This window comes from Rhizobium tibeticum (assembly GCF_900110205.1).
GTDB lineage: Bacteria > Pseudomonadota > Alphaproteobacteria > Rhizobiales > Rhizobiaceae > Rhizobium > Rhizobium tibeticum.
The window spans coordinates 1-12,983 of sequence record NZ_FOCV01000074.1 but is presented as its reverse complement, the minus strand read 5'-3'; the positions used below and the strand labels follow the sequence as shown (position 1 = coordinate 12,983).

At 58.3% G+C, this 12,983-nt stretch carries 10 protein-coding genes and 4 pseudogenes; 7 read left to right on the top strand and 7 right to left on the bottom strand.

Going from position 1 to position 12,983, the window contains the following annotated elements:
* Nucleotides 1–484: 484 nt before the first annotated feature.
* The 5 genes and pseudogenes from BSG20_RS33275 (at nucleotide 485) to BSG20_RS33255 (ending at nucleotide 6,734) form a co-directional block, all read left to right on the top strand.
* A complete protein-coding gene (locus tag BSG20_RS33275) occupies nucleotides 485–1,702 on the top strand; it encodes an MFS transporter (RefSeq protein ID WP_072382107.1) in 1,218 nt (405 codons plus the stop codon).
* 125 nt (nucleotides 1,703–1,827) lie between these two features.
* Nucleotides 1,828–2,422, top strand: a pseudogene (locus tag BSG20_RS33270) (IS21 family transposase); the annotation flags it as partial.
* 49 nt (nucleotides 2,423–2,471) lie between these two features.
* Nucleotides 2,472–2,685 (top strand): annotated as a pseudogene (locus tag BSG20_RS37140) (hypothetical protein); the annotation flags it as partial.
* 197 nt (nucleotides 2,686–2,882) lie between these two features.
* Nucleotides 2,883–5,579: a condensation domain-containing protein gene (locus tag BSG20_RS39085; protein ID WP_083540065.1), complete on the top strand. Its 2,697-nt coding sequence runs from the start codon at nucleotides 2,883–2,885 to the stop codon at nucleotides 5,577–5,579.
* A 156-nt stretch (nucleotides 5,580–5,735) separates the two neighbouring features.
* Nucleotides 5,736–6,734, top strand: a complete 999-nt coding sequence (locus tag BSG20_RS33255; RefSeq protein WP_072382104.1) for a D-alanine--D-alanine ligase family protein — start codon at nucleotides 5,736–5,738, stop codon at nucleotides 6,732–6,734.
* Between the two features lie 1,173 nt (nucleotides 6,735–7,907).
* Here the strand turns inward: BSG20_RS33255 and BSG20_RS33240 are convergent.
* The 5 genes and pseudogenes from BSG20_RS33240 to BSG20_RS33220 form a co-directional block, all read right to left on the bottom strand.
* Nucleotides 7,908–8,450 carry a metallophosphoesterase family protein gene (locus BSG20_RS33240; protein WP_244541522.1) on the bottom strand — a complete coding sequence of 181 codons (543 nt, stop codon included), beginning with the start codon at nucleotides 8,448–8,450 and terminating at the stop codon, nucleotides 7,908–7,910.
* A gap of 37 nt (nucleotides 8,451–8,487) precedes the next feature.
* A pseudogene (locus tag BSG20_RS39080) lies at nucleotides 8,488–8,640 on the bottom strand (phosphodiesterase); the annotation flags it as partial.
* A gap of 114 nt (nucleotides 8,641–8,754) precedes the next feature.
* Nucleotides 8,755–9,453: an extracellular solute-binding protein gene (locus BSG20_RS38560; RefSeq protein ID WP_167371656.1), complete on the bottom strand. Its 699-nt coding sequence runs from the start codon at nucleotides 9,451–9,453 to the stop codon at nucleotides 8,755–8,757.
* A complete protein-coding gene (locus BSG20_RS38555) occupies nucleotides 9,347–9,880 on the bottom strand; it encodes an extracellular solute-binding protein (RefSeq protein WP_083540063.1) in 534 nt (177 codons plus the stop codon). The genes BSG20_RS38560 and BSG20_RS38555 overlap by 107 nt, the downstream gene beginning before the upstream one ends.
* Nucleotides 9,877–10,695 (bottom strand): ABC transporter substrate-binding protein, encoded by an 819-nt coding sequence (locus BSG20_RS33220; protein WP_244541521.1) that lies wholly within the window; start codon nucleotides 10,693–10,695, stop codon nucleotides 9,877–9,879. Before BSG20_RS33220 ends, BSG20_RS38555 begins: the two co-directional genes overlap by 4 nt.
* Nucleotides 10,696–10,950: 255 nt before the next feature.
* Here BSG20_RS33220 and BSG20_RS33215 point away from each other — a divergent pair, with 255 nt between their 5' ends.
* Nucleotides 10,951–11,325: a CidA/LrgA family protein gene (locus tag BSG20_RS33215; protein WP_072382095.1), complete on the top strand. Its 375-nt coding sequence runs from the start codon at nucleotides 10,951–10,953 to the stop codon at nucleotides 11,323–11,325.
* A complete protein-coding gene (locus BSG20_RS33210) occupies nucleotides 11,318–12,016 on the top strand; it encodes an LrgB family protein (protein WP_072382093.1) in 699 nt (232 codons plus the stop codon). Before BSG20_RS33215 ends, BSG20_RS33210 begins: the two co-directional genes overlap by 8 nt.
* Before the next feature lie 135 nt (nucleotides 12,017–12,151).
* Here BSG20_RS33210 and BSG20_RS33205 read toward each other — a convergent pair.
* Together BSG20_RS33205 and BSG20_RS33200 are read right to left on the bottom strand one after the other, a co-directional pair.
* Nucleotides 12,152–12,640: pseudogene (locus BSG20_RS33205) on the bottom strand (IS630 family transposase); the annotation flags it as partial.
* A gap of 80 nt (nucleotides 12,641–12,720) precedes the next feature.
* The coding region (locus BSG20_RS33200) for a group II intron maturase-specific domain-containing protein (protein WP_280142230.1) at nucleotides 12,721–12,983 on the bottom strand (263 nt) is incomplete at its 5' end.

Sequence of the window (12,983 nt, the reverse complement as noted above, 5' to 3'; positions counted from 1 at the left end):
ACGGTTATCACGCTGACTGTCAGTATAAATGTCCATACCCACAGTCAGCTACGTTTCCGGACATCTCTCAAGGCGGCCTTCCGCGTATGCGTACCGAACGTCGAGAGTTCCTCTGCTCTAGAGAGCAGAAGTTCGGGCGTACCAGCCATAAGGGCATCCGCGCTGCTAATGCTTCGCAGAGTCGGCGCATTCTAAATTAGCGCTCCCTGTGTCGATACTCCCTTCCTAAGTAGGTGTACGCGGACGACGTTGCTGTTTAAAAGTGCCGAGCCGCCGCTAGAACTCCAATCCGACCGCAGGCAGGAATCCACCTAAGAGCGGGGCGTTGCGGCCATATAGACCGCACCGTCAGAGGTGGCCATCCTGATGAACTAGTGACCGGTCATGCATCAATTTTCAAACCAGACCATCATTCAAGGCAGTCCACCTCCGACATCCTTGCACTTTCAATGCTCAACAACCTAACCACTCGGTGCAGGTCACCATGGAACGGCAGAACTCATACCGCGGCCTTTTGGAGATTCCTGGCCTATTCCCTCTCATCCTTGCTGCGAACCTATCCCGTCTAGCCGGACGCATGTTCGTCCTCACATTGGTTTTGTTCGTGCTGGCGCAGTTTTCGTCACCGGGCCTGGCAGGGTGGGCTACATTTGCAGGTATCGTTCCAGGCTTGATGGTAAGCCCTGTTGCGGGCGTTCTGCTTGATCGCGTAGGGCCTACAATTGCGATCAGGATCGACATGATCGCCAGCGCTGTCTTTATCGCCGCGATCAGTTTCGCTGGATGGGCCGGTTGGTCCAGTCCGCCGGTCTTGTTTATCCTGGTGATGCTGTTCTCGCTCGCAGGCCCTTTGGGCGCTGGGGGAACCCGCACTCTGCTGCCGCGACTCGTTCCACCACACGCGCTTAATCGGGCCATTGCGCTCGACTCCGCGTTCTATGCCATCGTCGATGTCGTTGGGCCCGCGATGGCGGGCATGGTCGTCGCCTGGCTTGGGCCGGAAGCTGCGATGTCTATGATCGCCGCGGCCTATGCAGGAGCCGCGATTTGCTTGTCCCACGTCCAATGCTTCCCAGGATTGGCTTCCACACAGACATCTTTCTTGCGCCAAACGATGGAAGGCATTCAGATGGTGGCGCGGCAGCCGACGCTACGCGGACTGGCCGTCTCCTATTCGCTGTATGAGATCACATGGGGCGTCCTCTACGTGGTGGTTCCGGTGTCCGTGGCCGATCACTACGCCACAGCGGCGGGCAGTTCAGTAACCGGGCTTTTGTGGGCTGCGATGGGTATCGCCGGAGGTGTCGGTGCGCTCCTCGCTGGCCATATGCGCACTACTGGACGCGAGCGCCATGTCATGGCCGCCGGTATGGTCGCAACCGCCTTTGCAGCATGGCCGGTTGCGGCGGAGTTCGGATTCGGCGGTCTGGCAATCGGTCTCGTGCTCGCCGGCGTGATGTCCGGCCCTATCAGTGTCGCGCTACTGACCTTGCGCCAACGGCGCACCGATCCGCAACAGCTTGGCCGCGTAATGTCCATTTCGATAAGCCTGAACATCGCAGGCTTCCCGCTGGGCTCGGCCCTTGCTGGGATGGTGATCCCAGAGTCGTTGTCGGCCACATTCGTTTTGGCTGGCATCGCCTCTGTCGTTGCAGCGATCGCAACCGCGTCTATCCCTCCAGATACAGCGCCGGCGGACTGAAGTTCCGTTGCTGTAATGTCGCACTTCTGCTGCGCGGCGACATCGCTTGACACTTCATGAGAGGTTGGGCAATGGCAAATGCGACTGGCCGACCGACGGCACCATTGTCCCGGACGATTGACGACGAGCCGCTCCCCGATCGTCGCACCACCGACTTCGAAGAGGTGGTCGTCACGGTGTCGCGTACCGGCGGCTTCACCTTGCGCAAGGTCTTCTAAACCGTGCCTTCTCGTCTGATCGGACACCGGCTGCGGGTGCGTCTGTTCGACGATCGCCTCGACGTCTTCATCGGGGGCACGCATCTGATGACATGCCCCGAGGACGTGGCCATGCACACGGCCGGCACGACCAGGTCGTCAATTACGGACACGTCATTCATTCCCTGCGCAAAAATCCGATGGCGCTTCTCAACCTCGGGTATAACGACAAGCTCTTTCCCCAGCTGGAATATCTCAGGGCCTTCGACGTTCTCATCGAGCAATTGCCGACAGGCAGCTTGCAAGGTCAACGACGAACTGCTGGCGCTGGCCCATGATCGTGGCTGCGAGCGTGAATTGGCCGAGGGGGAAACTCGCCAGAACGCTCGACGCCGGCGGCCTGCCTGACCTAATAGCCGCCCTGAGAGCGCTCTTCGCCCCGGACCCGGCCCCGGTTGCGATCGTTCATGTGCAACTCGCATCGCTCCATGGATATGAAGCCCTGATTGGGGCGGCCCACGCGAGAAGGCGCATGAAGAGCATCCACACAAGACGAAGCACGCCTCGGTATCATGCTCACGAAATCCCGCCAACGACGATCAAGGCGCTCTGGCCGCAATTTGCGAGCAGGCTGATCGGGAAGGATGGCCCGCCGCACGCTTCCTGTCAGCCATCGCTGAACACGAAGTGGCCGAGCGGGCGCATCGCAGGATCGAAAGACACCTCGCCGAGGTGCATTGCCACCCGGAAAAGACGCTCGACAGCTTTGCCTTCGACGCCGTGCCATTCGACGTCGGTTGTGGGCTCATCTATGTGCGGTTGAAGGTCTTTGTTCGGAACCTGACACACTGAGGCGCAAGTATTCCGCCGTCGCGGTGCGAAACACATGGCTTTTGCCCCCTTGCTCTCACGGTTGGCACGCCAATTGCAGCGGACACAATGAAGACAGTGATAAGCCGCAGACTCCGGCTGAGGAGGTCTAAATGAAATTTACTCGAACGCTCCAAATCAATGCGACAGACGCTGCGCTGTTGAGTGTTCTTTTACCAATTGAAGCCTCGCCACGGCCGTCTCGGGTGCCGCTGTCATTCGTCCAGCGGCGTCTTTGGTTCCCCTCGCGTCTCCCTGGTGGCAGCCAAGTCTGTCACATCCAGATGGGATTTCGGCTTCGCGGCGGACTGAAGGAGGCAGCCCTTCAGTCGGCTTTGGACGGGCTAGTGGCGCGTCATGAGGTGCTGCGCACGACCTTCGGGGTGCACAACGGCGAGCCGTTCCAGCGGCTCGGGCCGGCGGACGTTGGCCTAGCGTTGAAACAGGACGATCTGACTTCGGCAGCGGATGTGGAGGCGAATCTCGCGGAACTGATGAGGCATGAAGCGAAGGCGACGTTCGACCTGGACGCCGGCCCGCTGATCCGCGGACGGCTCGTGCGCTTGGCAGTGGACGACCACGTGCTGCTGATCACCATGCACAACATGGTCTCGGATGACCAATCACGGAAGATCCTGACGCGGGAGTTCAGCGAGCTCTACGCGGCGGCCTGGGAGGGTCGCCCGACTCAGCTGACGCCGTTGCCGGTGCAGTATGCGGACTACGTTATTTGGCAGCGCCGTTGGCTGGCGGGCGAGGTGTTGGAGCGCCCGTCGGACTACTGGGGCCGAACGCTGGCGGGCGTGCCAACAGTGCTGAAGCTGCCGACGGACCGGACGCGTCCGGTGCGGCACGACTACAGTGGGAGTTACGTCGAGTTCGTCTTACACGAGCCGCTGACCGCGCACCTCAAGGCGCAGAGCCAACGTCGTGGGACCACGCTATTTGTTACTCTGCTGGCGGGTTGGGCGCTCGTGTTGGCACGGTTGTCGGGTCAGGACGAGTTAGTCATCGACACGCCGAGCGCCAACCGCACGCGTTTCGAAGTCGCGGGGTTGATCGGCCCCTTCGTCAACACTCTGACGCTGCGGATCGATTTGGCGGGCGATCCGACGCTGGAGGCATTGCTCGAACAGGTGAGTGCCGCCGCACTTAGGGCGCAGGCATACCAGGACCTGCCGTTTGAGCAGGTGTTCGAACGCGCCAATCCGCCCCCCAAGCAGGCTCACACCGCGATCTTCCAGGCTTTATCTGAATGGCAAAACAATGCTGCGGCGTCAGCGGAGCTGCCGGGGCTGAAACTTGAATACGTTGGAGTTCGTGAAGGTGTCACGCAACATGACCTTGCGCTTGTGTTTGCTGAGGTAGGCGAGGCGATTCATGGAAGGCTGACCTACGCGACGTCGCTGTTTGACCGGAGCACGGTCGAGCAATTCGCGAGCTATTTGCAACAGACCCTGAGCCAGATGGAGGTTGACTTTGAGCAGCGCGTCTGGTCGGTGCCACTTCTATCGGAGAAGGAAGGTGACCGTCTCCTGGCAGAGCCGAACCAGACGGGAGTGGCCCATCCCCAGGGCCGCTGCATTCACGGGATGCTTGAGGCGCAGCCGCAGCGGGATCCGGACGCGATGGCAGTTGACAGCGAGGATCAGAGCCTGAGCTATTGTGATCTGAACGCGCGGACCTTCGTGGCGCCTCGAGTTCGCCCACTTCAATCATCCGCCGCTAACTCGGACGCGCCGCCCCGTACCGCTACCATGAATTTCATCGAGGGGACGCGCGACGTAACCGAGGCTGAGCTACAAGCTAACAACATCACGCGGTACCATGTCACCAAATTCTATCGTGAACAAATCACCAACAGTGGCTTTTACGATCATCTTAGACACATCGTCGAGCCCTCATTCGAAGAGTTCGAGAGTCCCGGCAATCTGGACACGAGCGGCGAGCACGACAACACGGTTGCGCCAGGATTCCAGCACAAGTACGCCCAGACCGGGTTGTTATTGGTAACGGACCGTTGCGCTTCATATTGCCGTTATTGCTTTCGCAAACGCATTGTTGGTAAAAACTCTGATGAAATCGCAACTGATCTCTCCCGGGTTGCGCAATATATTGGCAGCCATCCTGAGATGACGAACGTACTGCTATCAGGGGGCGACCCGTTCGTGCTCAGCACGGCCAAGCTCGACAAAATCATTGATCATCTGCTGCCGATCCCACATCTGGAATCGATTCGATTCGGTACAAAAATGGTCGCCTACGAGCCCAAGAGGTTTGAGGATCTCGCTCTGTTGGCTCTGTTCCAACGGATCCATGAAGCGCGTAAGACCACAGTCGTCGTCACACATTTCGACCACATCGGTGAAATCTCGGCCGATGCAGAACGCAACATTCTGTCGTTGCGTGCGCGTGGCGTGCAGTTTCTCAACCAATCCGTGCTTCTCGGAAAGGTAAACGATAATTCCGAGATTTTGGCTAAAACCTTCGCCAAATGTCATCAAATTGGTGTTCGCCCTTATTATCTCTTTCAGGGCAGGCCAGTGAAAGGCGCATCGCACTTTCAGGTTTCACTGCGGCGCGGAATAGAGATTGCGCACGGTATCCACCAACGTCTCAGTGGCATTCAAAAGACATTCAAATACATCATGTCCCATTACACTGGAAAGATCGAGATCCTCGACCTTGGAGCCGATCGCCGCGTCTATATGCGATATCACCAAAACAAAGCTCCGGAAAAGATCGGAAAGATTTTTTCCCGGCCGCACCTCGAGGGCGCCTGCTGGTTGGATGATTTACCCGAAGAATGAGATCAAAATGATGCTGATTAACCACACAGATCGAGTGGAGCACAAAGGCCCCGCCGTTTCCATGCTGGCCTGCCGTGTGGGCCGCGGAAGGCAGGCGATCTGTTCCCCTCGAACCAATGAACGTGACAGTTGCAAACATCCACAAGGAGTAGTCTCATGCGGGTAGCCATCGTCAGTAACTATGATTGGACGGGCGTGATCAATCGGTTCGGCCAGCCTTGTCCGGAGCAATACCGCCGCGACGAGACAGTTGAAAGGGTGGTGGCGGCACTGCAAGAGGGCGGTCACGAGACGCTGCTGTGCGAAGGCGATAAGGGACTGCTTACTACGCTCGAGCGGTTCATGCCACCCGATCCGCAGGCTGGCCCTTCGGGAATCGTCTTCAACATGGCGGAGGGAATTCAGGGCGAGTACCGTTACACCCACGTTCCGGCCATGCTCGAGATGGCCGGTGTCCCATACACTGGATCGAGCCCGCTGGGGCATGGTCTGACGAACGACAAGGTCATCACCAAAAGGCTCATCCGCGATCATGGCGTGCCGACGCCGAACTTTCGCGTGATGCGGCGCGGTACCGAGAGTACCGGCGACCTGCGATTTCCAGTGGTAGTGAAGCCGTGCGTCGAAGAGTGCAGCCTTGGATTGCAGCTCGTACATGAACCTGCTCAGTTGAGGCAGGCTGTGGAAGTGATCGTTAGGCAGTATTCGCAGGATGCGCTCGTGGAAGAATATATCGAGGGGCGGGAAGTATGCGTAGCGCTGCTTGGAAACGGAGCGCTCGAGGTGTTGCCTCTGGTGGAGCAAGACTTCGGCGGCCGGGCAACGCGTCTTATGACTTGGGAAGCGAAATGCGTGGCGGCCGCGGCGGTGCCGAAGATCTGCCCGGCCCAAATCGAGAGCGGGCTCGAGACGATGCTGCGGGATATTTCGATTGCGACCTTCCGTGCTTGCCAGTGCCGGGATTATGCCCGCGTCGACCTCCGTATCGATCGCTCCGGGAAGCCCTTCGTCCTGGAGATCAACTCCATGCCGGGGCTCGGTATGCTCGCCTCTTACGTGCTGGCTGCGACGACGGCGGGATACAGCTTCTCGAGCTTGGTCAATCGCATCCTTGATGTCGCCCACAAGCGGTGTTTCGGAATCGACATCCCCTAGGCCGAACACATCGAATTCCGGTTTCGGAAAGTCGCGGACATTTCATTGGATCGCGGAACGTGATTTCACTATATCCGGGACTCCAACCCGGACTTACCGGAGTAGTGATCCGTTAATCCGCATCGAATCGCGGCGGGGTTTATTCGGGGCGCGCACCGCTGATCTGCCAATGATGGCGAGCTACCAGCACAGGCGGTGTATGCGCGAGATGGCAGGGGAATGCGGGTAGTGATGGGGTGGACGCCCGCTCGACGGCATCGATGTGCCAGAATGGTGGTGTTTGCACCTGGCGCGACAGAGCTGCTTGAGTGGCTCAGCATTTTTCCGCATTCCTTTACCCACAGCGCCAACAGCGTTCCTTATGGTCCGCCTGCCGTTGCCGGCAGCACTATGGGCTTACCCTGTTCCGCATAAGTCTTCGAGCGGGGCGGACCCTTCCTCTTCGCCGGCGGCTGGTCGTCCATGGTGGCCCAGTTTTCAAAGACCACTCCACACCGCGTACCGTTTTGGTTCAAGCCTGTCAGCACGTTTGGCTTGTCAAAGATCACGACGTTTATCGGAAGTTCACATGCGTTGGTCGTACCCACTCATCCCTTGCTCCTCTCCGCCTTCGTGCTGGCAGATTCCGCCTTGCCTCGCGGCTCGACGTACCGGATATCCGGCGGCTACGTTGTCCCCAGAGCTTCACACCGAGCCGTTACCGGCTCCGCATGTCCGGGTAGGGAACGGCTGATGGAACAGCCGGTTCCTTCAGGCAATATCTCCTCCTGTGAAACAGAAACTCACGCGACTTGCAGGTCGCACAAATACATTCTTCGCCAAGTCTAACCCGATCGTGTTAACTTCCATTGTGAACGCTCCCTCTCTAACGGTGGCTGTGTTACCGGCAGCCGCGTGGAGGCGGACTGCTGGATTTCCACCTCGACAGCTTTCATGAAATCTGGAGGCAAGCTGACGCTGAAATAGCTCTCGAGACGAGATTGTAGATGGTCCCGCTCAACTCCCGAAAGCACGGTCGTGATTTCATGTGGATTTGCTTCAATGCCGCGCGCGGCGAACTTTGTCGAAATAATCTCAGACTCAATGATTTCCGTTTCCGCAAGGGTGCGTCAAAATCAAAGATGATCAGCTGCGGCCGGGGACGAGCCAAGGCCGTGGTCGAGGGTGCCGCGGTCATTTCGGATCACCGGGGCGAATGACGGGCAATGTTTCAAGCCCCTCGTGACGATGGACGACGACGTCGATCCCATCCAACATCACGACATCGTATGAGGGCGCGGCAGCAACGAATATCGGCTTCCCATACTGTTCCCAGTCAAGAACGATATGCTGCGCCGTGCCCCGGCTGGCGGTAAACGTTATGCCCGACAAACTGCCTGCCGCGGCGACGTGCCGATGACCACAAAGCATGTGGCGAACCGATCCATTCCGCCTGGCGATGGAAAAGAACCGATCGATCTCCTTCATGCCGCCCATTGCAAAGCAGGGCACATGCAGGTCCCCAGGCGTATGATGCATCGCGACCAGCACGGCGCGACCATCGGCATGGACAAGCTGCTGTTCGAGCCATTCAAACCGGCCACCGTCGAGGCAACCGAAATGGCTTATCGCGTCCTTGGTGTCGAGCAGGACCACGCGCCAATCGTCGAGATCGATTGCCGCTTGAACGAAGCCTTCCCCGCCGAACACGGCTGCGAAACGCAGTGCGATCATCATGGTTGCCGATCGTCAAATAGACGGGCAGCCGAACCTCCGACAAAATCTCGCGCAAGAGCGCGTAAGCGGCCGGGTCGCCCGTATCGGCAAGATCGCCGGTTATCAGGATCAGTCTCGCATCCCCGTGTATACGTGAGACGTGGTCCAGGGTATCCCGCAATCGCTGCGCCGGATCGATGCCGTAGAGCATCTTGTCAGGTGAAACCAAATGGGGGTCGGTTATGTGAATGATTTTCTGCATTGCTCGACACTTACAAGGGCCCGACTCCTGATGGAGCCGGGCAAGAAAAAGGTTGCGAAACGGTCAGTTGAGGAGGCTGTTCGTCGTTGAGATCATTTCCTTCAGGCCTTCATCCGGGGACAAAGCGCCGCGCTGGACCTGATCGATGATTTTACGCTGCGCTCGCCAGATTTCGGCACCTTTGCCACCCGGATAACCGTACCATGGCGCGCTCAGCGGCACTTGGGCGAAAGCCGTCGCGTAGATCGGATTGCTGGCGTAGAACGCCTGGAGAGCTTCGCCGGACTGCTTGTTGGTGGGCATATACCCCGTTGCTTTTGCCACGTCGGCTTGTGATTGAGCACTGGTGACAAACTTCACATAGTCCCACGCGGCTTTCTGATGTGCCGGGTCTTGTGCCGTAATGGTCACGACGTTACCGCCGGTCGGCAAGGTGCCATTGGCCGCGCCGATTGGAAATGGCGCCGTTCGCATCGTGAACCGGTTGCCGACGGTTTGCGCGAAGTTTGCAGCAGCAGATGGTGAAGCGACGAAGAAGCCAAGCTTTCCAGCAAAGAACTGCTGCCGGTAAGGCTTGACGTCGGTAGCGACCGTCATGTGCGTTTCCGCGGTCAGGCGCTGTAGAAGCTTGAGCGATTGAAGGCCAACTTCGTTGTCAAAACCCGTGCCAGTGCGAGCATCGTTCAAGATCTTGCCGCCCAAACTCTGGACCGTCGCCTGCCAGAACCAGTCTCCGGCATTCCCGCCGGCGGAAAAATCCATGCCGTCGATCCCGTCTCCGAGCGCTCGGATCCTGGGCAAGCTTGATGATGCCGTCCCAGTCTTTGGGGAAGTGTTCAGGGTCATGGCCTGAGCGCTTCACGAGATCCGCATTGTAGAAGATAACCGGTGTCGAGGCATTGAAGGGGAGGCCGTACTGGGTCTCGCCAACTCTGCCGAGGTTGAGCAGCGCCTTATCGAAATTCGAGGAGGCCCAATCGGATCCCTCAGTTGTAATGAACGGCCCGAGGTCGACGGCGAGCTGGCGCTTGGCCAGCGTGTCCACCATCGATTCCAGCTCGCCAAACCCGGAGAAATAGACGTCAGGGAGATCACCGGTCAGGGCGCCGCGCGTCACCACCAGGTTCGCTTCCGCATAGCTTGGCGGTGAAAGGCGAAACTTGATCTTTACCCCCGGGTGCTCCTTCATGAAAGATTGCGCGAGCGGTTCCGGAAAGTTGCGAGCTCAGGGAAGGGATACAAAACATCAAGGGTGATGTCCTGAGCTGCAGCAGGCGCGCCCCACCCGAGGGCGGCGAAGCCCAAGGCGATTGCGGTGTGGATGCTGCTCCAGAAGCGAACGCCAAGTGGTGTGATCTTGGGATCGGCTGCCTTCAGCTTTTCGCAGGCAGCTGCCATCTCTGGAGGAGTGGTTGGCACCGCGATCTGGTATTTGTCGAGGATGTCCTTGCGATAGAAGAGCTGGATGTTCTCGAACGCGTGGGGAATTGCCCAGACTTCGCCGCCTTCTCCTGGCGCGATCTGACCATCTTCCATCTTCCAGGTCAGCGCCGAACGCAGCGCCGGGAAGAAGTCATTGTAGTCGTAGGACGCATCGGTGAGCTTCGGATCGTTGAGATACTTGTCCAGCGGCTCAATAGAACCGCTTGGCGCGAGATCCCATGCCGGCTGGATTCCGGTTCCAAAGACGTCCCACGCGGGAGATTTTGTCGTAAGCTGGATCGTCAGCTTACTCCAGTAGGAGTCGTCCGGATAGAGCTCGGGCGTTACCTTGATCCCCGTCAGTTTCTCGAATTCCGGAAGTTCCGCGCTGAGGGCGTCAGCATACGGATGAATATCGTAGGCCCACGTGATCGTGGTGCCCTCGAACTGTCGCCAATTCACTTCGGCCGCGGCAGCAGAGTTTGCTACCGCGACAGACGTCGCAAGGAGCGCAGACCCCACAAAGCAGCCCTTGGCTGCATGGCGCGCGTTTCTGTGAAAAATGCTTATCGTCGATTGCATGCTTTTCCTCCCTTCGGAAATACCGATCGTTCGAGATCCACCACTCCGTATCCCTGGTGAACCACGAGAAAGGAAATACGCGATGATCGACAATGGCGGTGGCAAAGCAGAGGGCTTTATGGGTAAAATTGAGTAAGGCGAGCCGGACTCTCATAAGGTTTTGATGTCGGAATCTTGCCGCACAGGGCAGCAGGTTTTACCAGTGCACGATCTGGCGGGGACAGGTCGCGCCCGTCCTGGGCGGGAGGCACGGTTATGATCGTCGGTATTGCAACGCTTCTCACCTTCCAACTCATCGGCGAAATCCTCGCCTATGAGATGGGTGGTCTCGTACCGGGTCCGGTCCTGGGGATGGCCCTTATAGCGATCGCTCTTTTGACGTTAGGGAAGTGGCAGCGCGTACAGACTGCTCAAAGCCAGACGATCGCCACGTCGAAAGGAATTTTGGCGAATCTCGGGATTCTATTCGTTCCCGCTGGCGTGGGCGTCGTGAAGCACATTGACCTTTTGGTCACTCACGGGCTCGCCTTGCTCGCGCTCATTGTCGTGTCGACGGTGATCACCCTCGCCGTCATGGTGTGGTCATTCGTCCTTGCAAAGCGGATTTTCGGAGGTGCGTCTGATGAGTGACGGTTTGTGGGTGTACCTCGCGACCTCGTCGCTGCTTTGGCTAAGCGGTACCCTGGTGATATGGATCTTCGCAACGTTCCTTGCCGGACTGAGGTCCAGCAATCCGCTGTTCAATCCGACCCTGATATCGATTGTAATTATCGCAGTGATCCTTTACCTGACCGGCATCGACTACCATCGATACTTCGAAGGTGCGCAGTTCATTCACTTTCTCTTGGGGCCAGCGACGGTCGCACTGGGGATACCGCTCTACGAAAAGTTCGCACTCGTGAGGCGGAATCTGTTGCCGATGATCGTCGCGTTGACGATCGGAAGCCTGACGGCGGTAGGATCCACGATCCTGCTGAGCGAGATGTTCGGATTTCCTGAGTTCATTGCGGCTTCGCTCGCGCCGAAGTCCACGACCGCGGCAGTAGCCATGGCGATATCCGAAAGTTTGGCCGGCGATCCGTCCTTGACTGCTGCGGTGGTCGTTCTCACCGGAATCTGCGGAGCGGTCGTTGTTACCCCGATGATGAATGCGATGGGCGTGCGGGATTACGGCGCCCGGGGTTTCGCGGTCGGATTGGCATCACATGGCATAGGTACTGCGCGAGCCTATTCGGTGAATCCAGTTGCAGGGTTGTTTTCGGGCATCGCCATGGGCTTAAATGCGATAGTCACCTCCATAGTCGTCCACATCTTCCTATGAGGACCTATAGTGGCCTGATGTACCGCGGAAGCCACACGCGCTTACGACTGGCCTAAGAGAACCTCCTTGGCGCCTTGCCAGCTTCTCGCACAAGGGTGCAGAGGCCGGTTAGCACATATCCAGAGCACGTCCACTTTACTCGGGGTCATATCCGCACGATTTGAAGTAGTTGGCGCATTCTTGCGGCTCGAATAGCGTGACGATCTGGCCGACGGTATTCCATAAGCCCTCAACTGTTCGCTCGGCTTTGGCGCGCAAAACAGCCTTGAGCTTTGCAAAAGCCTTCTCGATGGGGTTGAAGTCTGGACTGTAGGGTGGGAGATAGAGCAAACGACATCCCGCACCTTCGATTGCGTGACGCACGCCCTCCGCCTTGTGTGCGGGCAGATTGTCCATGATGACGATATCGCCCGGTGCCAAGGTTGGAATGAGAACCTGTTGCACATAGGCCTGGAATGCTGCCCCGTTCATCGCACCATCCAAGACCATGGGCGCGGTCATGCCGGATAGCCTGAGCGCTCCGGTAAAGGTCGTCGTCTTCCAGTGCCCGTGGGGGATTGGTGAACGGCATCGATCTCCGCAAGGGGCTCGTCCGCGAAGCCGTGACATCTTCGTGCTCAGGCCTGGGTGAGTAGGCCGGAGGGATTTCACCTGCCGGCCTCTCGCAGAACGGTGCGTGAACCTCTCGATTCACACCGCTCCCATCAGGTAAACGTATTCGTTCCAAATACTTGCCAGTGCACGAACAGCCTCGGATTTTCCCGCGCCAGTTTTCTCAGAAAGAGGTTGGCTCGGGTCTTATGAGACTGAAAGCGCTTGAACTTTCGCATGATCCAAGCCCTGAGCTTCTGATTGACGTAGTCAACCAGCGTGGACAGTGCCGAACGACTGAACCGGCCGTAGTATGCTATCCACCCGCGAAGGAGGGGATTGAGCTGTTTGGCTAATTCAGTCAGCGTCCCCGACG

Coding starts and splice junctions, on each gene's coding strand:
- BSG20_RS33275 (WP_072382107.1), top strand. CDS start 485: ATGGAACGGCAGAACTCATACCGCGGCCTTTTGGAGATTCCTGGCCTA.
- BSG20_RS39085 (WP_083540065.1), top strand. CDS start 2,883: ATGAAATTTACTCGAACGCTCCAAATCAATGCGACAGACGCTGCGCTG.
- BSG20_RS33255 (WP_072382104.1), top strand. CDS start 5,736: ATGCGGGTAGCCATCGTCAGTAACTATGATTGGACGGGCGTGATCAAT.
- BSG20_RS33240 (WP_244541522.1), bottom strand. CDS start 8,450: ATGATGATCGCACTGCGTTTCGCAGCCGTGTTCGGCGGGGAAGGCTTC.
- BSG20_RS38560 (WP_167371656.1), bottom strand. CDS start 9,453: ATGGATTTTTCCGCCGGCGGGAATGCCGGAGACTGGTTCTGGCAGGCG.
- BSG20_RS38555 (WP_083540063.1), bottom strand. CDS start 9,880: ATGAAGGAGCACCCGGGGGTAAAGATCAAGTTTCGCCTTTCACCGCCA.
- BSG20_RS33220 (WP_244541521.1), bottom strand. CDS start 10,695: ATGCAATCGACGATAAGCATTTTTCACAGAAACGCGCGCCATGCAGCC.
- BSG20_RS33215 (WP_072382095.1), top strand. CDS start 10,951: ATGATCGTCGGTATTGCAACGCTTCTCACCTTCCAACTCATCGGCGAA.
- BSG20_RS33210 (WP_072382093.1), top strand. CDS start 11,318: ATGAGTGACGGTTTGTGGGTGTACCTCGCGACCTCGTCGCTGCTTTGG.